Genomic DNA, 26858 nt, shown 5'->3' with positions numbered 1-26858 from the left:
TTAATAAGAAGAACTATCGTCTGGCAGACATGAGCCTATCGCCAGATGACGCGGTACCCTACCCTGACCCCGATGAAACGGCCGAAGTCATTGAGGACCGTATCGATATGGCTGAATTCGGCACTGTTTTGCATGTTCGGGAGTGGCGTGGCTCTGACGATACGGTGGAGCAGTTTGCTCTCATGCTCAATGTCACCCCCGAACACGAAGCGTATAACCGGTGTCGTCAGCTCAAGGGCGGCATGGCAAATTTTGAGCAGGTGAGACGCACTGACACGTGGCACAGCACTATTATGAGATGTTGTATCCGTTTGTCTACCTTGAGCGTTGGGAGGCCGGTAAACAATGAGCGAAGTGAAAAAACGACACTACAGCGCGCGTACGGCGGTTGCGCAACTGTTTCGTTCGTTCCTTGACGAAAACGGCGAGCGTGCCCGCCTCATGGAGCGACTGGGCGTTAAAACTATGCCAGTCATTATTCCAGCTCTGGGTGATACCTTGGCGTCGAACATTCGCGAAGCAGCCAATCGCCATTTCCAAACCGGTGAGCAACGTGTAGTCGTTCCGGTTTGCTTGCCAGTCCGAAGCACCAAGACCATGAAGCTATTCATACTCGTTGTTTCAACGCATGACACTAAGACTTTCTGGCAACTGGATATGAACGAACTTCACGATAGTGTTGAAATGGCACAGGTCGTCGAGACGCTAGACCCGAGCAAGAAGTGGGAGATTGAAGACCTTGACTCCCAGCAGCAAGAATTAAAAGACCTGGCGGCTTCGATTTAGCCGACAGCTAGAAGACAAAACCACCCAGCACAAAGGGCGCCTCCCCTAACGGGAGACGCCCTCGCGCCTACAAGACCACGACCCTTACAGGAAGATGCCGTTTCCTGGTCCCAGTGGCAGATCCAGGAAGTACCACACCGCCAGCAACGCCGCCCACGTAATCCAGAACGGAATCACGAACGGCAACATGCGCGAAACCAAGGTACCGATTCCCGCCTCGGGCTCGTACCTACGCAATAGCCCCAGAATCACAATCATGTACGGGTTCAGTGGCGTAATCACCTGCGTCGCCGAGTCACCCACACGGAACGCCGCCTGCACAAACGCCGGCTCCAACCCAATCAAAGCGAACATGGGCACGAACACACCCGCCATGATCGTCCACATGGACGACCCAGAAATAATGAACAAGTTCAGCACACTGGCCAGCAGGATGAAGCCAATGATCACGGGGAACCCGGTCAGGTTCGCGGCCTTGAGCCCCTCGGCGCCAGTCACCGCAATCCACGACCCAATCCCCGTCCAGTTAAACAGCGCAATGAACTGCCCCAGGATGAACGCCAGCACCAGGAAGCTAATCATGTCGATGAGCGCCTTGCCCATCATGTCGACCACATCGGCCATCTTGGTGACAGTCTTAACGACCACACCGTAGACCACACCCATCCCCATGAAGTAGATGAACACAATAAACGCGATCGACGACAACAACGGCGACTGAGGCAGGAAGCCACCGTCTTCATTTCGCCACGGCGAGTTCGGAATCAGCACGGCCCACAGCAAGATCACCGTCAGAATCGCACCGAAAATCAGTGACGCAATGAGCGCCTTCTTCTCAGCCGGCTTGAGGTACTGCGAAAGTTCCTCGCCCTCACCTTCGACAGCTTCAGCGTCTTCCACCTTTTCACGCGGGGAGTTAATGCGTTCAAGCTGCGGCTCCAACACACGGGAAATGATGAACCCACACACAATCGCCAACGCGATCGACGACGCAATGTTGAACCAATAGTTCGACACCGGGTTGACCGCCGCGTACTCCTGCCCCGGCAGGGTGTTCATGACCGAGGTGGTAATCCCTGCGAACAAAGCGTCCAGCGAGGTGGGTACGAGCGCGGTGGAGTAACCGGCGCCCACTGCCGCGAACCCTCCCAGCAGACCAGCCACGGGGTGACGACCCGCCGCTTTGAACACCAGCGCGGCAAGTGGCGGGATCACCACGAAGGCCGAGTCAGCCATGATGGATCCGGTCACACCGACGACCCCCACAGCGTAGGGCAACAGCCAACGTGGCGAAGATCCGAACGCCACGCGCACCATAGCCGCCAGCATTCCGGTCTTTTCAGCCACACCAACGGCCAGCAGAATCGGCAGAACCGTTACCAGCGGCGGGAAGCCAATGTAGTTGTCGCCCAGCATCGTGGTGAACCATGCCAGCCCCTCACCCGTGAACAAGCCCTTAATCGCAATAGTTTCTGGGCCTTCTTTTCCTGGGACCTCAACGGACACACCGGCCATCGCCATGGCGGTGGACACGACTCCGGTAAGGAGGAACAGGACTAGAAACAGGGTGAATGGTTCAGGAAGTTTGTTTCCGACTTTCTCAACACCTTCGAGCATTCGCACGGACAGCGAAGGCTTGGCGTCCTTAGTCGAGTTGGTGGCACTACTCATTGTGTCTCCAAGGTTTGTAGGTCTATAAGTACGAAGTTTTCGTGTTCAAGTGGATTGGTCTGTAGTTAGTTAGTTTCGAATTAAGTAACCGTCAGTTGAAGAAGTTGGGAACGTCCATCCGACCTCCGGCAGCTTCAAAGTCGGCAGTCACACTCGCGGCGAGTTCGTCATCAAACAAGAAATCAGCAGCTGTCATGGCCAGGCCGTACGCCCCGTCCACAACGCCTTGCAACGCGCTCTCAGACCCAGAAGCCGCTTCAAACGCACGCGTGTGCAACGCCGCCGATTCGTCTGAGATCTTGAGCAACGGGTGGATCCCCGGCACGCGGTACGACACGTTCCCAAAGTCCGTCGACGCAGCAATCGATTCGTCAAGCACGCCCGCCGGCAACGGCGACCGTCCCACCGTGTTCTGGTGCTTCACCCACCTGTCGGTCAGTGGCTGGTTCGTGCGAATCGGCAGACTTGGCGGGTGCACATCCCATTGCATCTCGACTCCCGTACCCGTCATCAACGCCGCGCCCTGCGCTACGTCGTGCACACGTTCGGACAAGTCCTTCAGCGTCTCCGGGAACTTCGACCGCACGTACACCTGAACTTGCGCTTCTTCAGTGACGATCGACGGGCGCGTGCCACCTTCCGGAATAACCGCGTGGATCCGGTCAATTGGCGGCATCTGCTGCCTCAGCAACCCCAACCCCTGGTAGAACATGATGGCCGCGTCCAGCGCGTTGCGTCCCATGAAGGGCTGAGCCGAGGCGTGTGCCGGCACTCCCTTGTACGTCACCGTAAGTGTGCGACGACCCAGCCATACTTGGTCGGCACAGTCGTAGCCGTACCCATGGAGCATAATGGCCGCGTCGAGCGAGTCGAACGCGCCTTCCCGCGCCATATACTCCTTGCCGGTGTGTCCCTCCTCAGCGGGCGTGCCCAGCAGGACCACCTTCCCCGGCAACTGCGCCTTCGCATGCGCCCGGGCAAGCACCAAGAACGCCCCCACCCCGGTCGCACAAATGACGTTGTGCCCGCACGCGTGACCGATCTCCGGCAACGCGTCGTACTCGGCCAGGATTCCGATGGTGCGACCTCCATCACCCACCTCGGCGAGCACGGCGGTTTCCACCCCGTACACTCCCGTTTGCGCGTCTATGCCGTGCGCCCGCAACAACTCAACGATCGCCTGCGCACTTTCCCGCTCCTCAAACGCAGTCTCAGCAAGCTGGTGAATCCGCGCAGACAATTGGTGCAGGTCGTCGGTTACGTTGTCCAACTCCTGCTTGACCACCTGCGCAAACGTGTCAGGCGCTCCCCCACCCCGAGGTGGTTCATACGTCTGCTGCGAGGCACGTTCCGCGGTGGCGCGGGCGATCTCGTCGGCGTAGTGCGTCGACGGTGGAATGGGCGCCGAAAGGTTCGTTCATCGAAATTCCATGATGTGATCCTACTCGCAGTGAACCCTTTTAGGAACGACCGTTCGGCGCGTCTCACTCAGCGACATCACAGGAACCATTGATATGCACCCGCGATCACCCAGCTGGTAGACTCGAACACCCAGTAGGTCCGCCACCACCAGGAGAGTTCATGGAAAACTTCACGACCAACGACTTCGGAATCCCAGTTGGTTCGGACCGGCACTCATTAACTTTGGGCCCAGATGGCCCCATCCTTCTTCAAGACCACTACCTGATTGAAAAGCTCGCCCACTTTGACCGCGAGCGCGTGCCTGAACGCGTCGTTCACGCGAAGGGTGGCGGTGCTTTTGGAACATTCACGGTCACTGACGACGTATCTTCTTTCACCCGCGCGGCCGTGTTTCAGCCAGGTACTAAGACCGAGGTGTTAGCCCGGTTTTCGACAGTGGCCGGCGAGCAGGGCTCGCCTGACACGTGGCGCGACCCTCGCGGGTTCGCGCTGAAGTTTTACACCACAGAGGGCAACCTGGACATCGTTGGCAACAACACCCCTGTGTTCTTTATTCGTGACGCGATCCAGTTCCCTGACTTTATTCACTCGCAGAAACGCAGGTCTGACTCTGGCCTGCGTGACAACACTATGCAGTGGGACTTCTGGACACAGAACCCAGCTTCAGCACACCAGGTCACGTACCTCATGGGTGACCGAGGTGTCCCACGTTCGTGGCGTGAACAAAACGGGTACGGTTCACACACGTTCCAGTGGATCAATGCACAAGGCGAACGTTTCTGGGTGAAGTACCACTTCATTTCCCAACAGAAGCCTGCATTTATTGAAAAGTACGGCCACGAAGGTTTCTCCCAAGACGAAGCCGACCAAATGGCCAGCGTGGACGCCGATTTCCACCGCCGCGACCTCTTCGAAGCGATCCAAGAAGGCAATTTCCCCAGCTGGGACCTTGAGGTTCAGGTGATCCCTTATGAAGAAGGGCTGAACTACCACACCAACATTTTCGACGTCACCAAGACGGTATCGAAGAAGGACTACCCACGCATCAAGGTGGGCACCTTGACGCTGAATCGCAATCCAGAAGACTTCTTCGCTGAAATCGAGCAGGCTGCGTTCTCGCCGTCCTCGCTGGTTCCTGGCACAGGACTATCACCAGACAAAATGCTCATGGGGCGTCTGTTCAGCTACCCAGACACTCACCGTCACCGGATCGGCCCCAACTACGCACAACTGCCCGTGAACAAACCACGCGCAGCCACCAAACGTAGCTACAGCCGCGACGGCGCCATGACGCATGAAAACTACCCCAAAGAAATGGGCGAATACGCCACCAACACGTACGGTGGCCCACAGGCTGACCCCGCACGAGTCACCGAACTGAACATCACCGCGTTCTCAGGTGATGCAGTGCGTGCCGCCGCCACCCTGCGGGAAAACGACGGGGACTTCAATCAGGCAGGCGACCTGGTCCGCAACGTCCTCGACGACGCCGCTCGCGACCGCCTCGTGGGCAACATCGCCGGGCACGTCATGGCAGTAACAGATGACCAGCTGCTCCCCCGCATCTTCCAGTACTGGCGCAACGTTGACGCCGAACTGGGCGCACGTGTGGAGTCTGTAGTAACCGCTACGCGCGCTGAGCGTCAGTAAAACTCATGGTGAGCGAGTCAACCAGCTCAACAACGTGCTCGGTTTGACTCAGCTCCCCGTTAAACGCCTGAACTTCCTGCGGCTGGGGCTCCCGATTCACGCGGACGGTGAGGGACACCTCGGGACCGGAGGTCAACACGTTCGCTGAGCCCACACCCACGGCTACTGACTCAATCCAACTGTGGCGCCCAGCTACATGCGCAACCGCGTTGACCACCTGCGGGTTGGCCCACGCTGGCATCCAATCTTTCCCCTGGAGCCACGCCCACAGAGCTGGCCGGCGGATCAGGAACGCCCGGTCGCTTCCAGGGTCAAGAACCACGAGCTGTGCGCCTTCTTCAACCGCGGCGGCCCCTAAGCGTTCGGCTTGAGTGGGCACGGGGCGTGCCTTAGCATGCCACCCAGTCAACGCGGGGATATCGGTGAAGGCTGGGGTGCATTCACGGCCGTCAGCGGCAGCCAAACGCACCATAGCCATTTCACTTTTGTTGTCATGAACGAGCCCGCGTTCGTCAGTGGTGTGTTCAACCGCAGTGGGTAGCACCGGCGCGTACACGCGTTTTTCACGTAGCGCCCCAATGACTTTCTGGTGCAACGCGGGTTCAAACGGGTTCGTATGAACAGCAGCGAGAGCGTCGAGAAGCTCCTGATCAGCTTCACCCGTGTCACCGGAAAACGGGTTGGGTTTGAGGTCGCGTCCAGCCCACGGTGTGCCCGCTGAGTCAGCCGTGTTGGCGGGGGTTTCGCCCATGCCTCCGGACTCGCGTTCGTGTTTCTGGCTCATTCGCTGGCGACGTCCAGAGCTTCCGGCAGCGTGAACTTTCCGGCGTACAGTGCCTTTCCAACGATCGCCGAGTCGACTCCCACCGGCACCAGCTCACGCAGTGCCGCAATATCGTCCAGCGACGAAATTCCGCCTGACGCCACGAGCGGCTTCTGGGTCCTTTCCGCGATCTGTCTGAGCAGTTCCGTGTTAGGGCCGCGCAGGGTACCGTCCTTGGTGACGTCAGTGACCACATACCGTGAACACCCTGCTTCCTCGAGGGTTGCCAACACTTCCCACAGATCGCCACCGTCACGGGTCCACCCGCGAGCAGCCAAGGTTGTTCCACGCACGTCCAGGCCAACCGCGACCTTGTCCCCGTAATCGTTGATCACCTGTGCGGTCCATTCCGGGTTCTCAAGCGCGGCAGTGCCAATGTTGACGCGTTCTGCACCCGTGTCAAGCGCCCGTTCGAGGCTTTCGGTATCCCGAATTCCACCTGACACCTCAACCTTGATGGACAGGGATTTTGTCACCTGTTCGAGCAGCTTCTGGTTGGATCCGCGCCCGAACGCGGCATCAAGATCAACCAAGTGGATCCATTCGGCACCTTGTTCTTCAAACGTGCCCGCGACTTCGATAGGCGAGCCGTATTCGGTTTCGGTGCCCGCTTCCCCTTGCACCAGACGAACCGCGCGACCGTCGGATACGTCAACGGCGGGCAGTAGGGTCAGTTTCGCTGAGTCTACGAGGTTGGTCATTGTTTCTCCTTGCTGCGAACGTGCTTCAGCCAGTTAGTTAAGAGGGTGAGTCCAGCGTCACCCGATTTTTCCGGGTGAAACTGGGTTGCCCAGGTGGGTCCGTCTTCCACAGCCGCGATGAACTGTTCGCCATGGGTGCTTGTGGTGTTGAGCGCTCCGGGCACGGGCGTGTGTGCCGCGTATGAGTGCACGAAGTAGAAGTGTTCGTTCTCGACGCCTGCGAACATTGCTGACCCTGGCGCCGGGGTGACGGTGTTCCATCCCATATGTGGGACTACTGGGGCGTTGAGGTGAGTGACCGTGCCCGGCCACAGTGCCACGCCCGAGGTGGTAATTCCGTGCTCTGTTCCGGATTGGAAGAGGATTTGTTGGCCCACGCAAATGCCCAGGGTGGGTTTGTTCTGCTGGTGGCGGGTTCGCACAATGTCGTGGCCTTCCACACGTTCGAGAGCCTCCATGACTGCGTTGAACGCTCCAACCCCGGGGATCACCAGGCCTTCTGCTTCCAGTGCGGCGTCACGGCCACTCGTGAGCGTGACGTGTGCACCTGCCGATTCGAGCGCGCGAACTGCGGAGCGGACGTTTCCCGATCCGTAGTCCAGCACCACCACCTGTGTCATGAGCGTCTCGCTAGCAGTGCATTGATGCGGTAGAGCGAGAACCCAAAGATCAACGAGGCGACTACGACACCGGCCCATGCGATTGGGTTGATGTTGAGCGCCACGAGTGCACCGAGCACGATTCCGATGAAACCGACGAGCGCCACGACCATCCACAGCAACGCGGTACGCGCAAGGGCTGCGCGTTCCGGCGTCATGGTGGCTGCCGATGCTTCGTACCTGCTCATCGCCGTGACGTTAATAGCGCCCTCAGCGTTTTCAGGTTCGACCGATTCGAGTAGCACCTTTTCGACGATTTCTGGAAGGTTGTTCAGCGCCAGTCCGGCTGGAACATCGGCTTCCCGTTTCCCGTTGCGGTAGTGCCCGGCGTCGATATGCTCATCGGCGCGGGTGAGCAACAGGACTTCGTGTTTGCCGGCCAGTTTGGAAATCGCCGAGGCCGCCCGGTTTCCTTCCTCGGTCGAGGATGACTGCTGTACAACTGCGGAAAAATCGCCCACTGGGACGACGTACCCGTCGATGTTGTTGAGCTTGCACGCAGCGGCAAGCTGTTTGGGCAATCCAAACGGGGTGACGATGACAGTTCGGCTCACAGGGCTCCTTTTGTGGACGGAATGGCGTCGGTGCGCGGGTCAGGTTCAACTGCTGTGCGCAGTGCTCGCGCGAAAGCTTTGAACTGCGCTTCGGCAATGTGGTGCGGGTCGCGTCCCGCTAGCAAGGTGACGTGGGTTGTCAGTCCCGCCGAAACACTCAGCGATTCTAACGCGTGCCCCACCATTGACCCAGTGAAGTGCCCGCCAATCAAGTGATACTGCTGGCCTTCGGGTTCACCCGAGTGGACGAAGTACGGTCGCCCTGAAATATCGACCACTGCCCGGGCCAAGCTTTCATCGAGTGGGACATATGCGTGCCCGTACCTGCGGATTCCAGCCTTGGTGCCCAGCGCTTCCTTGAGCGCTTGACCTATCACGATCGAGGTGTCCTCCACAGTGTGGTGTACATCGATGTGGGTGTCACCGGATGCGTTGATGTCCATGTCGATGCACGAGTGTTTAGACAGTGCCGTGAGCATGTGGTCGAAGAAAGGAACGCCTGTGGAGACTGTTGAGGTTCCCGCGCCGTCGAGGTTGAGCGTGACGGTAACGTCAGATTCCGAGGTGGTTCGAGTAACCGTTGCTGTGCGGGTCATGCCTGTCCTTGGAGGTGAGGGTGGGTGCGAGTCACTTCTGTGATCGCGCGGATAAATTCCGTGGTTTCGAAGTCAGTTCCTGCGTTAACGCGCAAGTGTCCGGGGATACCGTTGTTCCGCACCAGGACGCCGTGTGCGAGGAGCTCTTCGAACATGGCCTGCGGGTCTGTGATGTTTCCGAACATCAGGAAGTTGGAGTCACTTGGCACGACCGAGTACCCCAGGCCAGTCAACGCTTGGCTCATGGCGTTGCGGGATTCGATCAGGCGTTCCACGTTGGCTAGAAGCGCTGGCGTGTGTTCAAGCGCTGCGCACGCTGCCGCCTGAGTCAGACTCGATAGGTGATACGGCAAGCGCACCAAGCGTAGAACATCAATGAAATCTGGGTGTGCCACGGCGTATCCGACTCGCGCACCGGCAAATGCGAACGCTTTACTCATGGTGCGTGAGACGACCAGCCGAGGATTGTCTGGAAGACGGTCTAGGGCAGTTTGGAATCCAGGCCGCGCGAACTCTGCGTAGGCTTCGTCGACGATGACGATTCCTTCCGTTTCCTGCAACACCGCTTCTACCACCTCAAGCGGTGTCGAACACCCGGTAGGGTTGTTGGGGGTGCAGATAAACGTGACATCTGGTTTGTGCTCGCGTACTTCACGGACTGCGGTGTCTACGTCAAGCGTGAAGTCTGCGTTACGTGAAGCCTTGATCCATGTGGCGCCCGTTGAGGTTGTGATGAGAGGGTGCATTGAGTAACTGGGCTCAAATCCAAGGCCGGTACGCCCTGGTCCGCCAAACGCTTGAACAATGTGTGACAGCACTTCATTTGAGCCATTTGCCGCCCAGATCCATTCGGGCGGAATCTGTGTGAGGGCACCGTTGCCCTGCTTTTGCAGCACTGTCGACAGGTACTGCGACAGTAGCTCGCGTAGTCGCGTGAACTCACGATCAGGGTAGCGATTGAGATGTTGAAGCTGTTCTCCAATGTTCTTTTGCAACGCCTCAACAACAGCAGGGGGAACGTCATATGAGTTCTCGTTGACGTTGAGACGCACGGGCACGTCGTGCACCGGCGCACCATAAGGCTTTGCGCCGCGCAAATCGCTTCGAACCGGGAGATTTTCAACCACGCCTTGAGTTTAACGTGATGGAACTTCGAGCTTTTGGCCGGGTCGAACTAGCGAACCTTCGAGTCCGTTAATCGCTTGAATCTGCTTGACCACTTTGTCGGTAGGCTCGCCACCACCGTGTTCCCGAGCAATCGTCCACAGCGACTGGTCTGCTTTCACCGTCACGGTCACCGTGGGTGCCGCGTTCTCATTTTCAGAAGCCTGCGCCGGCAACACTGCCAAGGTGATTGCGAAAGCTGCAACAACTAAAGCAGCCACAACCACGAGCCGGCGAAATGCGTATATGCGAGCTACTCGCATCATGTCAATCCTCCATTCGAACTGGCGTTCTATCGAATCTATGTTCTATTGAACATGACATTCGAACAGATGTCTACTATTTCTCGAACAAATGTGTGAAAATAGATTCGAACGCGATCTCATTTACTTGCATGTCCGACTCTCGCAGGAGGGTCTGACACAGTTTTTAGATCAGACGTTTGACCAGGTCAGAAGGCCAAACAGTCACACATTGGGAGGAAAAGTGGCAGAGAAGGCAAAGCGAGGCCGGGGACGCCCTCGCAACGAAAGCGTCATTGCAGACATCCAAGAACAAGAATCGATGCACTCGCGTTCACTACCAGAAGACTCGGTTTCACGAACCGACAGGCGACTCACCCCACGTCAACGCCAAGTCCTCGAATGCATTGAACACGCTGTTTACACAAACGGCTACCCTCCGAGCATGCGTGAGATCGGCCAGGCAGCCGGGCTCGCATCACTGTCGTCCGTGGCACACCAGCTGAACCAGCTCGAACGCCTGGGATACGTTCGCCGTGACCCTAAACGACCTCGGGCACTTGAAGTCGTTAACCCTAACGAAATCGAGTACAACGACAAGATGACACCAGAAACCTCCGCAAACACTGCGTTGGTTCCGGTCGTTGGGCGTATTGCCGCCGGTGGCCCCATCACCGCCGAACAACATGTCGAAGACGTCTTCGCACTCCCCCGCCAGGTTGTGGGTTCAGGCGAAATGTTCCTTGTACAGGTTGTGGGCGACTCCATGATCGACGCCGCCATTTGTGACGGCGACTGGGTAGTGGTGCGCAAGCAGTCCACGGCCAACAACGGCGAAATCGTGGCTGCTCTTCTTGACAACGAAGCCACCGTGAAAACGCTCAAGCGTGAAGGTGGCAAACAGTGGCTACTGCCACAAAACAAGGATTACGAACCCATCGACGGCGATCACGCGCTCATCATGGGTCTCGTCACTGCCGTGATTCGTCGCGTGTAGAGTCCTCACTGATCTTCCCAGCCGCGGCGTCGGCGCCCTGAGCGCCTGCTTCCCCCGTCGCGGTTTCTGCAGTGCCAGTTGCCACAACGCCCGTTGCCAAACGCTCCAGCGCCTGTTTCACCACACCAGAATGAGTGGTCCGCCACAGTGGCGGAAGCGAATCGAGCAGGAACGTCGAATAGCCGGCAGTACGCGCACGTGAATCGAGCAACGCAACAACGCCGCGGTCCTGTGACGTGCGAATCAGCCTCCCAGCCCCCTGAGCCAAACGCAACGCAGCATGCGTTGCCGACACGGCCATGAACCCATTCGCACCTCGGGCCGCGGCTGCCTGCGTGCGTGCCTGCGATAAGGGATCGTCAGGGCGTGGAAACGGTATCCGGTCAATCAGCACCAACCTGTTTGTTAGCCCCGGAACGTCCACACCCTGCCACAGCGACATGGTGCCAAAAAGAACAGCCGAATCATCGGCCGCGAAGTCCCTCACCAGCACCGAAAGCGTGTCTTCACCCTGCAAGTACACCTGGTAGCGCGTGCGCTCCCGCACGTACTGTGCCGCCTCTTCAGCGGCACGGCGCGAAGAAAACAGTCCCAGGGCACCACCTCGGGACGCTTCAATCAGCTCCACGATTTCATCCAAAACCTGAACGTTGACCCCAGACCTGCCAGGTTTGGGCAAATGTCCGGCCACGTACAGGATCCCCTGTTTCTGGTAGTCAAACGGGCTACCCACGTCGATCGCGTCATACCGCGGGGCTTCTTCACCCGCCAAACCCAGAGCAGCCGCAACCGGCTCAAACTTTCCACCCAACGCCAGCGTCGCGGATGTCGCCACCACTGTGGACTCAGCGAAGAGCCCGTTCCGCAACGTCCCTGCGACGCTCAACGGCGCCACCATGAGCGATATTGTGGTGGTTTCTTTAAACGTGTTCGTCGATATCCACGCAACATCGTTGCTGTTTCGATCCAATAGCCGTTCAACCAGCTCAAAAGCTTCGTCAAGGCGTGCGCGTGCCATGTGCCTACCGGCGTCGGGCTCAGATTCCTTGGACGCTGGCCCAACCTGCGAACTCAAATCCCGCAGAGCGTCATGCACCGCTGACAGGGCATCACCTAGGTCTTCCGGCCACACGCGCAACAGGCCAGGATCGTGTTCTTCCAAGGCCGCAGCAAACTGGTCGCTGGCCTTGGTGAGTGCCTGAATGGTGTCCGCCGTTGCGGCCGTGTGCTTCTTAACTGTCGACGCAACGGCACTCAGCAGAGCGTGCGTAACGGCCCCGGTGAGAGCACCTGTCACCCGGTCGCGCAGTTCGTGCGCCTCATCAATGACCACCGCCGAATGTTCCGGCAACACCGTCTGCTCCCCTTGTGCCTCAATAGCCAAGAGCGCGTGGTTGGTCACCACGATGTCAGCATCCGCCGCCGTGTTCTTGGCACGTTCGGCAAAGCACTCCTCAAACATGGGACATGTGGAACCCAAACAGTCGAACGAGTTCACGGAAACCAGCGACCACGTGCGGTCGGAAACACCAGGAACCAAGTCGTCCCGGTCCCCCGTCGCGGTCACGTCGGCCCACTCCCTGATCCGCGCGATCTCGGCTTCGGTCGCGGTCATTGAGCCACCTCGGCGTCCTTCAATGTCAGCGCCAACGTCAAACAGGGCGGACTCTTCATCGCCGGGGTACCCGCCTCCCAGCTTGTGGAGGCACACGTAGTTGCGGCGTCCTTTGAGAACCGCCGAGGTGGGTTTCCGCCCGGTGACGGACCCGACAGTTTTCGCAAGCCTGGGTAGGTCTCGTTGGATGATCTGCGATTGCAGGGCAAGTGTTGCGGTAGAAATGATGACCCGGTCGCCGGTTCGCAGTGCGTATTCGACACTGGGCACCAGGTAGCCAAGGGACTTACCCGTTCCGGTGCCTGCTTGCACCAGCAGGTGTGTTTGGTTGTCTAAGGCGCTCGACACCGCTTGGGCCATGGTGGATTGGCCTTCTCGGTGGGTTCCGCCTAACGCGTCAACGGCTGCTTCGAGGAGTTGTTCTACGTCTGTGCTCATGTGGTTCACCCAAAGGTCTGCGGGTCGACCATGTCTGGCTGGCGAAACTGTTCGAGTTCGTGCAGGAGGTCAGGGTCAACCATGGCCACAAGCAGCGTGCCTTGAGCCGTGTACTTTTCGGACTCAACTGTGCCTTCGTCGTGGGCGCGTGCGATGAGATCACCCCGGTCGAACGGGACGAGCGCGGTGATGTGGTGGGATGGGCGCGGCAACAGGTCATCGATGCGTTCGCGAAGTTCGTCGATGCCCTGCCCCGTGTGCGCAGATACGACAACAGCGTTCGGGTAGGTGTTGAGCACGCGCGCCAAAGTGTCTGAGTCTGCTATATCGGCTTTGTTGAAAACGATGAGTTCAGGGATGTCGATCGTTTGAGCCTCGTCAAGGACTTCGTGAACCGCTTTAATCTGTGCGAGTGGGTCCGTGTGTGAGGCGTCGACAATGTGCAACAGCAGGTCGGCGTCAGCGGCTTCTTCCAGCGTGGACCGGAATGCCTCAACGAGCTGGTGGGGCAGGTTGCGCACGAATCCCACAGTGTCGGTGTAGGTGAACACGCGCCCGTCGGCTGTGTGTGCTTGACGGACTGTGGGATCAAGGGTGGCGAACAGTTCGTTTTTCACCATGACCCCGGCGTCAGTGAGCCGGTTGAGTAGTGAGGACTTGCCAGCGTTGGTGTAGCCCACAATGGCGACACTGGGCACCTTGTTTCGCGTGCGGTTGGACCGTTTTGTCTCGCGGGCTGGCGCCATCGCCTTGATCTCCCGGCGCAGTTTAGCCATGCGGGTGCGAATACGCCGACGGTCGAGCTCAATTTTTGTTTCACCGGGCCCACGCGATCCGATTCCAGCACCTCCGGCCACACGACCACCGGCCTGCCGGGACATGGATTCACCCCAACCACGCAAACGTGGAAGCAGGTATTCCAGCTGCGCGAGCTCCACTTGGGCTTTACCTTCACGGCTTTTGGCGTGTTGGGCAAAAATGTCCAAGATCAGGGCGACTCGGTCAATGACTTTGACCTTAACCACGTCTTCGAGCGCACGGCGTTGGCTAGGCGCGAGTTCGGTGTCGGTGATGACGGTGTCGGCGCCCACGCTGGCAACGATCTCGGCCAGTTCTTGTGCTTTTCCACGCCCTAAGTACGTGGATGGGTCTGGGGTGTCGCGTCGTTGCAGGACCCCGTCGAGTACGCGTGAACCGGCGGTTTCGGCGAGCGCTGCGAGTTCGCGAAGTGAGGTTTCGGCTTCTTCGCTGGAACCTGAATAGACTCCTGCGAGCACCACGTTTTCGAGTCGAATCTGGCGGTATTCGACTTCCGTGATGTCTTCAAGTTCGGTCGATAGCCCGCTGACACGCCGTAGTGCTTCACGTTCTATCAGGTCAAGCTGACTGTAGTCGTCGCTTGCGAGGTGGTCTTCCGTCAGTGAGTCGGAGGCTCGGGACAGCACCCTGTCGATCATTTCGCGGTGCTTATCTGATTGCATTGAGCTCTTTCTGTAGATAGTTAGGAACATTATTGTTTCACACTGGTGCTTTAGCATGATGGGGTGAACGATCACTACTTCTCATCTCAACCGCACACTGTGTCGAAGCCTCGCACTATTACGGTGCGTCTTGCCGGGCGTGATGTTGATGTCACCACTGACGCGGGTGTGTTTTCTCCGTCGCGTCTGGATCCTGGCACCACAGTGCTGTTGAAGAACCTGCCTGCTCCCCCGGCTGGAGACATTTTGGATTTGGGGTGCGGTTGGGGCCCCATCAGCCTGCAAGCTGGCCTCGAAGCGCGTGATGACGACACCGAGGTGCGTGTGTGGGCTTTGGACGTCAACGAGCGTTCCTTGTCTCTGACCCGCGAGAACGCCAAGGCTGCGGGTCTGACGTCTGTCACTCCCGTGCTTGCCCAGGACATTCCGGACAGTGTCCAGTTTTCAGCGATCTGGTCGAACCCGCCCATTCGCGTGGGCAAAGACGTGTTGCACGAGCTTCTTTTGACGTGGCTTCCGCGTCTGGTTCCCGGCGGTGAGGCGTGGCTCGTCGTGTCGAAGAACCTGGGAGCTGATTCGCTTGCCACATGGATGAGTGAGAACCTGCCTGGGGCTTGGGATGTGCGCAGGGAGGCTTCTGCCAAGGGCTTCCGCGTGTTGGTGGTTAGGAATTTGGAAGTTCCCGAGGTGTGACTTCGTACGTGATGACCGCCGGACCTGACAGCGCCACAGTTTCGCCTGTGATCTCGATACGGACTGCTCCACCGGGTTGGTGGACCGTCCATGTGGTTGGGGCTTGGGGGCCGCGTCCGGCCCACACGTAGGCAGCCAGTGCCGAGGCACAAGCTCCCGTTCCGCACGCATAGGTTTCACCGACTCCGCGTTCATGTACGCGCATTCGCAGTGTCCCGGTGGTGGGGTCGTTGTCGGGTTCGATCACGATGTACTCAACGTTTGTTCCCGCTGGTGGAGTGGGTTCGACGTGCGGGGGTTCGTGTAGTTTGGCGGCCTGGAGTTCTTCTGCGTGGGCCAGCGCTACCACGGTGTGCGGATTTCCCATGTCCACGGTCAATCCCGGACGCGCTACGCGAACACCTGTGGTTTCGACTGTGGCGTCAAAGGCTTCGCCCCCACCTGGCAGTTGCCACTTCCCCATGTCGACTTTGTACCAGGGCGTATCCCCGCCCAATGGGTCAGGAATCACGGTGACGTGTTTGATGCCTGCTCGGGTTCCAACCGCAAACGACTGGTCTTGCACGAGGCCATATGTCCGCAGGTAGTGGGCAAAAACGCGTACTCCGTTGCCGCACATTTCGGCGATTGAGCCGTCAGCGTTGCGGTAGTCCATGAACCATTCGGCGCCGGCACCGTGCGCTACGTCCCCGGCTTCTTCGCCCAGTGCCTCACTTCGGATCACGCGAATGACCCCGTCTCCTCCGATTCCGGTGCGGCGGTCTGCGAGTTCGCGCACCCTAGCTGGATCGAGCTCGTGTTCACCGTTGGGGTCGTGCAGGAGAACAAAGTCGTTGGCCGTTCCGTGGCCTTTGACGAGTTGTCCGTCAATCATGCTGTCTCCTTGATGTAGTTAAGGGCGTTCTTCGAGGTGTGCGGGTCAGCAGCGTCGAACCAGTGGATTCGTGGATCGCGCCGGAACCAGGTCTCTTGGCGTTTTGCGAACTGGCGAGTTCGGGTGACGGTTGAGTCGATGGCCAGGTCGGCGGTCATGTTGCCGTCGAGGTAGTCAATGATCTGCGCGTAACCAATTGCGTGCCGTGCGGTTTTCCCATCCCGCAAACCCTGGTCGAGCAGGGTGCGCACTTCGTCGACCCACCCGGCGTCCCACATGAGGTGGACACGGTCGGCAATGCGCTGGTGCAGGGTTTCGCGATCTTGCGCCAGCCCTACCTGGATAGTGGGCGTGTAGTACGTGTATTCGGGCAGTTCAGAGCTGAAGGTATCCCCCGTCAGCGCAATCACTTCGAGTGCCCGCACAATCCGCCGCGCGTCGGTGGGTTTGATGGTGCTGGCGGCTTTGGGGTCGAGTTCTTCGAGCATCGCATACATGTCGTGAAGCGCCCCAGCCTCTGCGATACCTTCCAGCCTGGCCCGCATGGCAGGATCGGTACCAGGGAAATTCATGACGTCGGTAGCAGCGCGCACGTAGAGTCCCGATCCACCCACGATGATGGGGGTACGCCCCCGCTGGTGGATTTCGTCGATCAGGGCACGCGCTCTGCTCTGGTATTCGCTGACCGAGGCGTCCTGCGTGACCTCCAAAATGTCGAGCAGGTGGTGTGGGACTTCCGCTTGTTGTTCGGGTGAAACTTTTGCCGTGCCGATGTCCATGCCACGGTAGAACTGCATGGAATCGGCGTTGATGATTTCGCCATCGAGGTGGTGAGCCAGGGTGATCGCCAGGTCTGATTTGCCTGTCGCGGTGGCTCCCACAACATTGATGACGGTCACGGCTAGTTTGCTCCTACTCGGATGGTTGGTAGCCCCAGGTTTGTGGGTCCCGAGGAGGCAGCCCCTCCCGTTGCCCCGCAACTTTCTGCTTGGGATAGGTCCCACGCGTCGCCGGCCGGTGTGCGTCGCACGGTGTAGTCCGAGTCGCTGATGAGGAAGTACGGTTTCGCCTCGGTTACTGTGGCGGTGACGATGTCACCGGGGCGAGCGTCTAGTCCTTCTTGAGCTCGTACGTGCACAAGTCGGTTGTCCCGTGCTCGACCAGACATGCGTCCGTGTTGAGCGTCGGGCCCTGTGTTGATCAGCACTTCGACTTGATTGCCTACACACGCTTTGTTTTCTTCCCATGCGATTTCGTCTTGCAGTGCGACCAAACGTTCGAACCGTTCTTGCACCACGTCTTTTGGAATCTGATTTTCCATGGCGGCAGCCGGGGTTCCTGGACGGATGGAGTACTGGAACGTGTATGCCTGGGTGAAGCGGGCTTCACGTACTACGTCCATGGTCTGTTGGAAGTCTTCTTCGGTTTCTCCGGGGAATCCAACAATGATGTCGGTGGTGATTGACGCGTGTGGAATGCGTTCGCGCACTTTGTCCAGAATGCCCATGAAGCGCTTGGTGCGATAGGACCTGCGCATGGCTTTAAGCACGGTGTCAGACCCTGACTGCAGTGGCATGTGTAGCTGTGGCATGACCGTAGGTGTTTCGGCCATCGCGTCAATAACGTCGTCGGAAAAGGCGGCCGGGTGCGGGCTGGTAAAGCGCACGCGTTCAATTCCCTGGACTTTACCCACTGCGCGAAGCAGTTTGCCGAATGCTTGACGGTCACGGAATTCAGTTCCGTATGAGTTCACGTTCTGCCCAAGTAGGGTCACTTCGATAACGCCTTGGGCAGCGAGGGCTTCGACTTCAGCAAGAATGTCACCGGGGCGGCGGTCTTTTTCTTTTCCGCGCAGGTGCGGCACGATGCAGAACGTACACGTGTTGTTACACCCTACGGAGATGGAGACCCACCCGGAGTGGGTTGATTCGCGCCTGGTAGGAAGTGTTGATGGGAAAACTTCAAGGCTTTCCTTGATCTCAACTTGGGCTTCTTTGTTGTGGCGTGCGCGTTCCAAGAGCACGGGAAGTGACCCCATGTTGTGGGTTCCGAACACCACGTCCACCCATGGCGCCCGTTCCACAATGGTGTCGCGGTCTTTTTGCGCCATGCATCCACCCACTGCGATCTGCAGTTCTGGGTGTGTTTCCTTCACTTCCGCGAGCCGGCCCAGGTTCCCGTACAAGCGGTTGTCGGCGTTCTCTCGCACTGCGCAGGTGTTAAACACCACGACATCGGCTTGTTCGTTGGGCTCGGCTGGTGTGTATCCAGCGTCGTCGAGGAGACCTGAGAGCCGTTCAGAGTCGTGAACATTCATCTGGCACCCATATGTTTTCACTTCATAGGTGCGGTTTAGTACGTCAGTCATCAGACCTATATTCTACAGGGCTGCCCACGGCGCAACCGTTCAGGTTTCATCGAGTGCGCGCAACGTCACATCCATGCTGATGCTTTGCGGAAACCCGCGCCTGGCAAGCATCGCGAGAATACGTCGCATCCGCTTCTCGCGTGGCAAGCCAACGGTCGAACGCGCCTTCTTGAGCGCCACCCCGAAAGCCACCTCGTGCTCGTCTTCTACCTGGTCAAGGGCAAAACGAATGTGGTTGTCCGCTACCCCACGTTTGACCAGTTCACGCCGCAAAGCTGACGTGGACAGGTTCCGCTTTTCACGGTGCACCCGCACGTAGTTCTGCGCGTACTCCTGGTCATTGAGTAGCCCAGCTCGTTGCAGTTTGGTCAGCACGCGCTCAACAGCGTCCTCAGGGTGCTCCCGCGCAAGGAGTTTCTTGCGCAGCTCGTCAACCGAGTAGTCACGCGCGCTCAGAATGTTCAAAGCGCGTTTCTTGGTTTGTTTGTATTCCGGGTCGTGCGCCAGAGGGTCAGGTTCCGGCTGAGCACCCTGTGCCTCGATCTGGTCGATCGACTGTTGTAGCGATTCAATGAGATGTGCGCTACTCACGGTTTATCACTCCTGAGGCTTCTGTTCCTCGGCTTCGTCTTCGATAATGCCAAGCTTCATAAGGATCTTGGTCTCAATTTCGTCGGCGAGTTCTGGGTTGTCGCGCAAGAAGTTTCGCACGTTTTCTTTTCCTTGCCCCAACTGGTCGCCGTCATAGGTAAACCAGGAACCGGATTTACGCACGATTCCGTTTTCTACACCCATGTCGATGATGGAACCTTCACGCGAGATCCCCTGACCGTAAATGATGTCGAATTCGGCTTGCTTAAACGGTGGCGCAACCTTGTTCTTCACCACTTTGACGCGGGTCTTGTTACCCACAGCGTCAGTGCCTTCTTTCAAGGTTTCAATACGGCGCACATCAAGGCGAACCGAGGCGTAGAACTTGAGCGCCTTACCGCCCGAGGTGGTTTCCGGCGAACCGAAGAAAACCCCCACCTTTTCGCGTAGCTGGTTAATAAAGATCGCCGTGGTCTTGGAGTGTGCGAGAGCACCCGTGATCTTACGCAGGGCTTGCGACATGAGGCGCGCTTGGAGACCCACGTGTGAGTCACCCATTTCGCCTTCGATTTCTGCCTTTGGAACAAGCGCTGCGACCGAGTCGATCACAATGATGTCCAACGCACCTGAACGAATGAGCATGTCGGCAATTTCGAGTGCTTGTTCACCGGTATCTGGCTGTGAAACCAGCAGCTGATCGGTGTCGACTCCCAGTTTGGCTGCGTATTCGGGGTCAAGAGCGTGCTCGGCGTCGATGAACGCGGCAAGACCGCCGGCTTTCTGCGCGTTTGCAACGGCGTGGAGCGCAACAGTCGTCTTACCCGATGACTCCGGACCGTACACCTCGATCACACGACCACGTGGCAGACCCCCAATTCCCAGTGCCACGTCGAGTGCGAGCGAACCGGTTGGGATTGCTTCAATGGGCTGACGCTCTTGTGAACCCAAGCGCATGATGGAGCCTTTTCCGTACTGGCGTTCCACCTGGCTGAGTGCAGTTTCGAGTGCCTTCTGCTTGTTGTCGGCACTGACGTTCGTGTTGTTTGACTTTGTCGCCATAGTTCCTCCTCGTGATGGTCTAGTTGCACTCTATGAGGAGGCACTGACACAGAAATTCCTCACAAAGAAAAATGTGGAAAACCCTTCCGTTCGCCACACTGAATGTCACAGGACCATCCTACGCCACAATTGAACATATGTTCGAACATTGCGCGCGCAACCGCCCGCGTGTCGCGAATTAAAAGGAGTTAAAAGGGATTTGAGTGTGGCTTCTTATCTGTCCCCAGACGGCGACTTTCCGGCACACCCGCGGCATCACACACGGCAAGCCACACAACTTTAGGGTCCTCCCCCTGTTCAAGTGCTTCCTGAGCAGTGAGGGACCCTAGTGAACTCAAGGCGAGGTCGGTGTGCAACGAAGCTGCGCGAATCGAGCCGAATTCGTCGTTCATCAGCTCCCAATAGACACTGTGGCGCACACAAGACCTTCCTATTACCAGCGGCGGGGCACACACGCGCCCCAAACCGCTCTTATCGCTACCGCGAGAACTTATCGTTGCTGTGCGAAAGCTCGCTTCGCTACCTCTGGGGGCACGTCAATCTCTTCAAAGTTGTCCGGCACTGTATCTGGGACCAGAACTCCTTCAGACAACGCGATCTTGTCAGCGACTTCGCGCAACAGAACCGACACAGGCATGTCAAGGGCCTCACAGATGGACGCGAGCAGTTCAGACGATGCTTCTTTTTGCCCGCGTTCAATTTCACTCAAGTACCCCAACGACACACGTGCATCAGTCGAGACATCGCGAAGAGTTCGACTCTGACGACGTCGCGCTACGCGCAGGGTGTCGCCGATTTCGGTACGGAGCAGGGTCAAAACAGCCTCCTCAGGCGACGTGGTACGTGTAGAGGTGTAACCGTACCGGGACGTGGTTTATTCCAATAACCCTACAGTGCGAACAGTTCCGCACTAAAGCTCACTGATGGTCTTCCACCGGATTTGAAGAAAGTCTGCAGGAAATGATGCGCAACAGCGCTTCACAACACGCGTCGACAGTCTGCCGCCGAATCGACGCCCGGTCCCCTTCAAACGCGTGCTCACGCACATCTTCGCCGTCCCGGGTCGCTACGGCAACAAAGACGGTGCCCACCGGCTTGCCATCTTGCGGGTCAGGTCCTGCTACCCCAGTGCAGGCCACTGCAACATCTGCCGTACACGCCCGCCGAGCTCCCCGCGCCATCTGGCGGGCCACCTCGGCGTCCACTGCCCCGAACTTTTTCAGAAGCTCAGCATCCACACCGGCCAGCGCCGTTTTCAACTCAGTCGCATACGTCACCAGCCCGCCACGCAACACCTTCGACGCACCCGGCACCGTTGCCAACGTCCCGGCAACCAGCCCGGCCGTCAAGGATTCGCACGTTGCAACCGTGAGCCCGCGCTGCATGTACGCGTGAATGACTCGGGTTGGCAGGTTTCCAGGGTCAACGGTCATTGGGGGCCTCGCCCGAGGCGGTGGTCGGGTTGGCGCCAGCCACCTTCCCCTGGCCTGCTTCCTTCTTAATCTTCTGCGCCTGAACCACGTAGTCGACACCGGTGATTACGGTCACCAGAATGGTGAGAGTAAGCGCAAACCCGGCGAAGATCGCATACGCAAACATAAAACCGGCGGAAGTGACGACGGCCAGCGGCAGAGCAGCAATGTAGAGAGCCACGGTGGCCGTTTGGAGCACGGTCTTGATTTTCCCGCCACGCGATGCTGGCATGACTTCGTATTTGAGCATGAACATGCGCATCACTGTGATGCCAATTTCACGCACCAGAATCACTACGGGAACCCACCACGGCAAAGCGCCCACGATCGCCAGCCCAATGAACGCGGCGGCCATGAGGGCTTTGTCGGCGATAGGGTCGGCGAGTTTTCCAAAGTCAGAGACGATGTCGTACTTACGCGCGATGTCGCCGTCTAGTTTGTCCGTAAGCATTGCCAGCAGGAAAATTGCCAGCGCCCACCACCGCAGCGTGGGGTCTTGTCCGCCGTGCATAAGTAGCAAAACAGCGAACACCGGCACCATGACGATGCGCAGGACTGTCAACGCGTTGGGCACGTGTTGCATGCGTGTGCGTTTGGCAGCGGCAGGGGTGCTGTCCTTGTGCGTCGCCGAGGTGGTTTCTGGCTGACCCTGTTTGCGGTCTGGGGTACTCATAAAACCAAGCTTATCGACCATCGGTTAACGGCCGGTCAGCCCCCATGCGTCTTCGCTGGAAGCCTCCACGACTTCCAGACCAGTTTCGGGGTCAATGTCACCGGCTTTTAACTCGCCAGCTCCCCCGTCACCAGCGGAGTTTGCGTCACCAGGGTTAACGACCTCGGCGGCCTGCGCGTATGGCGCATTGCCCTGGTCGCCGTCTGCACCCTCAACACCGCCAGCGTCAGCAGACGAACCTTCAGGCGGGGCGTCACCGCGGATGAACGCCAGCGTGCTTGCAAGGTCGTCAGGTTTCACCAGCACATCACGGGCCTTGGACCCTTCGGATGGCCCTACGATTCCGCGGGATTCCATGAGGTCCATGAGGCGTCCCGCCTTGGCGAACCCAACACGCAACTTGCGCTGCAACATCGAAGTCGAGCCGAACTGCGTGGTGATGACGAGCTCAGCGGCCTGGAGCAGAACGTCCATGTCGTCGCCGATCTCTTCATCGATCTGCTTCTTAGGAGCAGTAGCCTGGACGTCTTCGCGGTAGTTAGGCGCCAGCTGGGTCTTGACGTGCTTGACCACTTCTTCAATTTCGGACTCGTTGACCCACGAACCCTGCACACGCATGGGCTTGGACTTACCCATAGGCAGGAACAGGGCGTCACCTTGGCCAATGAGCTTCTCGGCACCTGGCATGTCCAAAATCACACGGGAGTCGGCCAGTGAGGAAGTCGCAAAGGCCAGACGCGAAGGCACGTTGGCCTTGATCAGACCAGTCACAACGTCCACGGATGGGCGCTGGGTCGCAAGCACCAGGTGAATTCCGGCGGCACGGGCCAGCTGCGTAATGCGCTGAATCGAAGCTTCCACGTCACGTGGCGCAACCATCATGAGGTCAGCCAACTCGTCCACCACAACAAGCAGGTACGGGTACGGTTGCAGCTTGCGTTCAGAGCCGGGCGGTGGAGTGAGGCGTCCTTCACGCACAGCCTGGTTGAACTCGCGTACGTGCTTGAACCCAAAGTGCGCGAGGTCGTCGTAGCGGGCGTCCATTTCACGCACCACCCATTCGAGGGCTTCAGCAGCCTTCTTCGGGTTGGTGATGATGGGTGTAATGAGGTGTGGAATGCCTTCGTAAATGGTCAGTTCCACGCGTTTGGGGTCAACCAGAATCATGCGCACTTCATCAGGCGTTGCACGCATCATGATGGACGTGATCATGGAGTTGACGAACGACGACTTACCGGAACCGGTCGCACCGGCCACCAGCAAGTGCGGCATCTTCGCAAGGTCGGCAACAACGAAGCCACCTTCAACGTCCTTACCAACACCCACGACCATCGGCTTGTCGGTGCCACGTGCGGCCTGCGAGCGCAGAACGTCACCCAGAGCCACGGTTTCGCGGTCGGCGTTGGGGATTTCAATACCGATGGCCTTCCTGCCTGGAATGGGCGACAGAATACGTACATCGGCGCTGGCAACCGCGTATGCAATGTTCTTCTCCAGCGCGGTGACCTTTTCGACCTTGGTACCAGGTTCTAGTTCAATTTCGTAGCGGGTCACGGTTGGACCGCGTGAGAATCCCGTAACGGCGGCGCTGATCTTGAACTGCTCAAACACTTCACGAAGCGCTTCGACCACGCGGTCGTTGGCTTCCGAGCGTTCCTTTGGCGGTGGCCCGGCCGTGAGCAAGTCCGAGGCGGGCAAGGTGTACGTGACGTCACCTGCGAGTTCCAGCTGTTCAACGCGTTGAGGCAACTCTCCTGTAGCGACAGGTGCCGGAGTGTTGACAGTGGGCACCGTGTTTTCCGGGTCAGGTTTGCGATCAATTGCCCTGGTGGCGGCTTCTTCTTGCGACTTAACGTCTGCAGTTTCGCCGGGCAGTGTGGCGTCGAGACCTTGGTCGCGCTTGAGTTTCGCGGCTTCCCGTTCTGCCTTCGTGGGGCGACGCTGACCAGGCTTGTACTTCGGCTCGTCTACGTCTTGATCCACGTCGTAGATCTCGCTGTTGAGCACGCGGGTAGGTGCGTCTTCAGCGGCAGGTGGGGCGGCCTCGGCGTGCTTGCCCGAGGTGTCATCAATGGTTGCCTTGTCATAGGCGCGGGTGGTTTCTTCGCCGTCGGCCTTCTTTGAGCGACGTTTGCGTCCCAGAGGTTTGAGGGTCGAGGTGCGCTGGTTGGTAGCGACGAGGTCGACGTTGGTGTCGTCTTCTTCATCGGCGCCAGTGGCAGGTTCCGCGGTTCCACCGGTGAGGCGGTTATAGAGACCAACGAGACGTTCCGGCACCTTGACTACTGGTGTTGCGGTGATCACCAGCACGCTAAAGAGCGCAACGAGCACCAGAATTGGAACGGCCACATACACGGTTGCAGCGGTGACTATAGGGCTAGACACGATGTAGCCCAGCGCTCCCCCACCGTTTGCCATGGCTTCGCGTGAGTTGACAAAGCTAGGGTTGCCGGCGGCGATGTGTGCCAGGCCTGCGGCGGAAACCAAAAGCGCAATTGTTCCTACCAGGATGCGGTTGTTCTGGCGGGTTTCGTTGCCGCGCATAAAGAGGCGCACAGCGTAGAGAACGAATACGACAGGCAGGACCAGGGCCACTCGGCCAAAGGTCCCTTCGAATACTCCGCGCACCGCGTTGCCAAACACGCCTGGGATGTTCCACCACTCGAATGCCGCGACTACAACAGCCAGGCCTATGAGGAAGAAGCCTGTGCCGTCGCGGCGAGTAGGTGTTTCGGGGTCTTCGCTAAACGCTTTGCGCGCGCGGTCTCCGGCCATGCGTGACATGCCCATCCATGTTCCGGTTACGGGGTTAGTTTTCTGCTTTTCACCCGCGGGTTCAGTAGCCTGCGTGGGGGCTCCACGCTTCCGGCGTCCTGTACCAGTAGCGGGGGAAGTCGTACTGGTCGCCATGGTATTTACCTTAAATCTTTACGTAGCAAAGTCCGGGATTTCACGTTGCGTGGGCGCGTCTTTTATATGGGTGCGTGTGGCTGGAGCGGGGGCTCGCCGAGGTGGTTGCAGCGGTGTTGCGGGGCCTGAAGTTTAACGTTTCCTGAGCTTTGTTCCTATCGTTACTTGTGAGCGTACCCAAGAGTAAACCTGTGCGTAACATCGGTTCCGTTGCTTAACAGTGACTCAAGAATCACTTAACGAACGATCCATACTCCTCACGTAAAGGATTTCTCAATGAGCATTCGTCGCACTGCTTCAGCTGCTCTGGCCGGCACCGCGGTCTTTGCAGTCCTGTTCGGGGCCAGCCCTGCTGGTGAAAGACTCGTGGGCTCCTGTTGGGACCATCTCCACCAACAACAAGACCAAGTCCCCTATTCCACTGACTCAGTCGACAAGCCGTTCGCAGACCATCTCGCTGACGGTTAACGGAAGCAAGTCGGAATCCACCGAATTCAACATGGGCGGAACCCAGCAGTACTGCAAGCCAAACGGAACTTGGCCCAACCCAACCGCATGGACTGCCTTTGCGCCCATTAAGAACGAAGTTCGCGTGCGCATGTACGACAACCCTTCAGGCGCTGAAGGTGGCAAGGGCACTGGCAAGCCAGTAGACCGTGTCGTCGAAACCAAAGAACCTTTGGTTCCAAAGGTCAGCACCACCAAGCCTGCTAAGCAGGCTAAGCACGACCTCGAACCACGCCTGACCGTTGCAGCAGGTAAAGCTCCTGGCTACGCCGGGCTTGTAGCGCTACGCGTCAAGAACGTAGGTTCCGACACTTACTACCAGGAGTTCCCACAGACCTCGTTCTTGGTAAAGGTCAAGACTGACAAGGGACCGAAGGGTGTTGACCGCCTCATCACGCCTGGCCACTTCAACGGCGCGTACACTCGCGACCTCGGCTTCGACAAGAAGACCTCAACTCGCACTTTCCAGGTGACCTTGTCGAACGCGATTGAACCAGGTGAAGAAACGTTGGTTGCGAACCTGAACTTTGGTGACGGTAAGACCAAGTTGGGTCGCATCTCGAACTACATTGAGGTCAGCCACGCTGACCGTCTCAAGGACGACACAACCGGTTACAACGACTACAAGAAGGACTCCCGTAAGGGTGTAACTCTGACCGACGGAGGCAAGAAGAACGCTGGAGTGTTCTAAACGTTCTCGTGTCCTTGACAGGCAGTGACCTCACGTGCACGCGCGGAGAGACGCAACGTCTCTCCGCGCGTTTTTGTGAGGGCGCTCCTCGGGTTACTGGCCACAAGATGTTCGTGGAGTTTGTCTACACTCCTGAGCGACTTTGGACTAGCTGTGTAGAGTAATGGGCCGTTTTTGGACCGAAAACGTGAACAAAACGAACAAAAGTGGGCTTTACTCTA

General features: G+C 58.3%; 27 protein-coding genes. 5 read left to right on the top strand and 22 right to left on the bottom strand.

Annotated features, from left to right (window positions below):
* Positions 1 to 35: 35 nt before the first annotated feature.
* Positions 36 to 284: a hypothetical protein gene (locus HMPREF0183_RS12950; protein WP_005883676.1), complete on the bottom strand. Its 249-nt coding sequence runs from the start codon at positions 282 to 284 to the stop codon at positions 36 to 38.
* Between the two features lie 61 nt (positions 285 to 345).
* Here HMPREF0183_RS12950 and HMPREF0183_RS05440 point away from each other — a divergent pair, with 61 nt between their 5' ends.
* Positions 346 to 786, top strand: a complete 441-nt coding sequence (locus HMPREF0183_RS05440) for a hypothetical protein (protein WP_005883674.1) — start codon at positions 346 to 348, stop codon at positions 784 to 786.
* Positions 787 to 870: 84 nt separating this feature from the next.
* Here HMPREF0183_RS05440 and HMPREF0183_RS05435 read toward each other — a convergent pair whose 3' ends face one another.
* Entirely contained in the window at positions 871 to 2457 is a 1587-nt protein-coding gene (locus HMPREF0183_RS05435; RefSeq protein WP_005883672.1) for an AbgT family transporter, read from the bottom strand.
* A 91-nt stretch (positions 2458 to 2548) separates the two neighbouring features.
* Positions 2549 to 3742 carry a M20 family metallopeptidase gene (locus HMPREF0183_RS05430; protein WP_005883669.1) on the bottom strand — a complete coding sequence of 398 codons (1194 nt, stop codon included), beginning with the start codon at positions 3740 to 3742 and terminating at the stop codon, positions 2549 to 2551.
* Between the two features lie 296 nt (positions 3743 to 4038).
* On the opposite strand from HMPREF0183_RS05430, the gene HMPREF0183_RS05425 reads away from it, so the two are divergent.
* Positions 4039 to 5529 (top strand): catalase, encoded by a 1491-nt coding sequence (locus tag HMPREF0183_RS05425; RefSeq protein ID WP_005883665.1) that lies wholly within the window; start codon positions 4039 to 4041, stop codon positions 5527 to 5529.
* Here HMPREF0183_RS05425 and HMPREF0183_RS05420 read toward each other — a convergent pair.
* From HMPREF0183_RS05420 to HMPREF0183_RS05390, 7 genes are read right to left on the bottom strand one after another with little or no spacing between them, the layout of a single operon-like run.
* Positions 5507 to 6313, bottom strand: a complete 807-nt coding sequence (locus tag HMPREF0183_RS05420) for an SseB family protein (protein WP_005883663.1) — start codon at positions 6311 to 6313, stop codon at positions 5507 to 5509. The two genes, HMPREF0183_RS05425 and HMPREF0183_RS05420, sit on opposite strands and share 23 nt — an antisense overlap.
* The gene (priA, locus tag HMPREF0183_RS05415) at positions 6310 to 7053 is read right to left on the bottom strand and encodes a bifunctional 1-(5-phosphoribosyl)-5-((5-phosphoribosylamino)methylideneamino)imidazole-4-carboxamide isomerase/phosphoribosylanthranilate isomerase PriA (RefSeq protein WP_005883661.1); all 744 of its coding nucleotides are present in this window, start codon (positions 7051 to 7053) and stop codon (positions 6310 to 6312) included. Before priA ends, HMPREF0183_RS05420 begins: the two co-directional genes overlap by 4 nt.
* The gene (hisH, locus tag HMPREF0183_RS05410) at positions 7050 to 7673 is read right to left on the bottom strand and encodes an imidazole glycerol phosphate synthase subunit HisH (protein WP_005883659.1); all 624 of its coding nucleotides are present in this window, start codon (positions 7671 to 7673) and stop codon (positions 7050 to 7052) included. Before hisH ends, priA begins: the two co-directional genes overlap by 4 nt.
* Positions 7670 to 8266 carry a hypothetical protein gene (locus HMPREF0183_RS05405; RefSeq protein WP_005883657.1) on the bottom strand — a complete coding sequence of 199 codons (597 nt, stop codon included), beginning with the start codon at positions 8264 to 8266 and terminating at the stop codon, positions 7670 to 7672. Before HMPREF0183_RS05405 ends, hisH begins: the two co-directional genes overlap by 4 nt.
* Positions 8263 to 8862 carry an imidazoleglycerol-phosphate dehydratase HisB gene (gene hisB, locus HMPREF0183_RS05400; RefSeq protein WP_005883655.1) on the bottom strand — a complete coding sequence of 200 codons (600 nt, stop codon included), beginning with the start codon at positions 8860 to 8862 and terminating at the stop codon, positions 8263 to 8265. Before hisB ends, HMPREF0183_RS05405 begins: the two co-directional genes overlap by 4 nt.
* The gene (locus tag HMPREF0183_RS05395; protein WP_040348209.1) at positions 8859 to 9989 is read right to left on the bottom strand and encodes a histidinol-phosphate transaminase; all 1131 of its coding nucleotides are present in this window, start codon (positions 9987 to 9989) and stop codon (positions 8859 to 8861) included. The genes hisB and HMPREF0183_RS05395 overlap by 4 nt, the downstream gene beginning before the upstream one ends.
* 9 nt (positions 9990 to 9998) lie before the next feature.
* Positions 9999 to 10292 carry a LysM peptidoglycan-binding domain-containing protein gene (locus HMPREF0183_RS05390; RefSeq protein ID WP_005883651.1) on the bottom strand — a complete coding sequence of 98 codons (294 nt, stop codon included), beginning with the start codon at positions 10290 to 10292 and terminating at the stop codon, positions 9999 to 10001.
* 298 nt (positions 10293 to 10590) lie between these two features.
* Between HMPREF0183_RS05390 and lexA the strand changes: the two genes are divergently transcribed.
* A complete protein-coding gene (gene lexA / locus HMPREF0183_RS05385; protein ID WP_156798169.1) occupies positions 10591 to 11265 on the top strand; it encodes a transcriptional repressor LexA in 675 nt (224 codons plus the stop codon).
* On the opposite strand, the gene HMPREF0183_RS05380 is transcribed toward lexA, so the two are convergent.
* Complete coding sequence (locus HMPREF0183_RS05380; RefSeq protein ID WP_005883647.1) at positions 11240 to 13318, bottom strand: ATP-dependent DNA helicase; 2079 nt, start codon at positions 13316 to 13318, stop codon at positions 11240 to 11242. The genes lexA and HMPREF0183_RS05380 overlap by 26 nt on opposite strands.
* A 5-nt stretch (positions 13319 to 13323) precedes the next feature.
* Positions 13324 to 14799, bottom strand: a complete 1476-nt coding sequence (gene hflX, locus HMPREF0183_RS05375) for a GTPase HflX (protein ID WP_245527115.1) — start codon at positions 14797 to 14799, stop codon at positions 13324 to 13326.
* Between the two features lie 63 nt (positions 14800 to 14862).
* Here hflX and HMPREF0183_RS05370 point away from each other — a divergent pair, with 63 nt between their 5' ends.
* Positions 14863 to 15492, top strand: a complete 630-nt coding sequence (locus tag HMPREF0183_RS05370; protein WP_005883643.1) for a class I SAM-dependent methyltransferase — start codon at positions 14863 to 14865, stop codon at positions 15490 to 15492.
* On the opposite strand, the gene dapF is transcribed toward HMPREF0183_RS05370, so the two are convergent.
* The 10 genes from dapF to HMPREF0183_RS05320 form a co-directional block, all read right to left on the bottom strand.
* The gene (gene dapF, locus HMPREF0183_RS05365) at positions 15464 to 16366 is read right to left on the bottom strand and encodes a diaminopimelate epimerase (protein ID WP_005883641.1); all 903 of its coding nucleotides are present in this window, start codon (positions 16364 to 16366) and stop codon (positions 15464 to 15466) included. The genes HMPREF0183_RS05370 and dapF overlap by 29 nt on opposite strands.
* Positions 16363 to 17265 carry a tRNA (adenosine(37)-N6)-dimethylallyltransferase MiaA gene (gene miaA, locus HMPREF0183_RS05360; RefSeq protein WP_005883639.1) on the bottom strand — a complete coding sequence of 301 codons (903 nt, stop codon included), beginning with the start codon at positions 17263 to 17265 and terminating at the stop codon, positions 16363 to 16365. The genes dapF and miaA overlap by 4 nt, the downstream gene beginning before the upstream one ends.
* 2 nt (positions 17266 to 17267) lie before the next feature.
* The gene (gene miaB / locus HMPREF0183_RS05355; RefSeq protein WP_005883637.1) at positions 17268 to 18734 is read right to left on the bottom strand and encodes a tRNA (N6-isopentenyl adenosine(37)-C2)-methylthiotransferase MiaB; all 1467 of its coding nucleotides are present in this window, start codon (positions 18732 to 18734) and stop codon (positions 17268 to 17270) included.
* A gap of 39 nt (positions 18735 to 18773) precedes the next feature.
* On the bottom strand, positions 18774 to 19325 hold the full coding sequence (locus HMPREF0183_RS05350) for a regulatory protein RecX (RefSeq protein WP_005883635.1): 552 nt from the start codon (positions 19323 to 19325) through the stop codon (positions 18774 to 18776).
* A gap of 6 nt (positions 19326 to 19331) precedes the next feature.
* Positions 19332 to 20384, bottom strand: coding sequence for a recombinase RecA (gene recA, locus HMPREF0183_RS05345; protein WP_005883634.1), 1053 nt, complete (start codon positions 20382 to 20384; stop codon positions 19332 to 19334).
* 188 nt (positions 20385 to 20572) lie between these two features.
* The gene (locus HMPREF0183_RS05340) at positions 20573 to 20803 is read right to left on the bottom strand and encodes a DUF3046 domain-containing protein (RefSeq protein ID WP_005883632.1); all 231 of its coding nucleotides are present in this window, start codon (positions 20801 to 20803) and stop codon (positions 20573 to 20575) included.
* A 71-nt stretch (positions 20804 to 20874) separates the two neighbouring features.
* Positions 20875 to 21201, bottom strand: a complete 327-nt coding sequence (locus tag HMPREF0183_RS05335; RefSeq protein WP_005883630.1) for a helix-turn-helix domain-containing protein — start codon at positions 21199 to 21201, stop codon at positions 20875 to 20877.
* Positions 21202 to 21301: 100 nt separating this feature from the next.
* On the bottom strand, positions 21302 to 21817 hold the full coding sequence (locus tag HMPREF0183_RS05330) for a CinA family protein (protein WP_005883628.1): 516 nt from the start codon (positions 21815 to 21817) through the stop codon (positions 21302 to 21304).
* Entirely contained in the window at positions 21807 to 22529 is a 723-nt protein-coding gene (gene pgsA / locus HMPREF0183_RS05325; protein WP_245527114.1) for a CDP-diacylglycerol--glycerol-3-phosphate 3-phosphatidyltransferase, read from the bottom strand. Before pgsA ends, HMPREF0183_RS05330 begins: the two co-directional genes overlap by 11 nt.
* Before the next feature lie 24 nt (positions 22530 to 22553).
* Complete coding sequence (locus tag HMPREF0183_RS05320; RefSeq protein WP_005883623.1) at positions 22554 to 25439, bottom strand: FtsK/SpoIIIE family DNA translocase; 2886 nt, start codon at positions 25437 to 25439, stop codon at positions 22554 to 22556.
* Positions 25440 to 25794: 355 nt separating this feature from the next.
* Between HMPREF0183_RS05320 and HMPREF0183_RS05315 the strand changes: the two genes are divergently transcribed.
* Complete coding sequence (locus HMPREF0183_RS05315; protein ID WP_005883619.1) at positions 25795 to 26637, top strand: hypothetical protein; 843 nt, start codon at positions 25795 to 25797, stop codon at positions 26635 to 26637.
* The last annotated feature ends 221 nt before the right edge of the window (positions 26638 to 26858 follow it).

Origin of the sequence: Brevibacterium mcbrellneri ATCC 49030, from assembly GCF_000178455.1 — a bacterium.
In the GTDB taxonomy this organism is placed as follows: Bacteria; Actinomycetota; Actinomycetes; order Actinomycetales; family Brevibacteriaceae; genus Brevibacterium; species Brevibacterium mcbrellneri.
The sequence above is the reverse complement of the archived record's forward strand: the minus strand, read 5'-3'. Positions and strand labels throughout refer to the sequence as shown.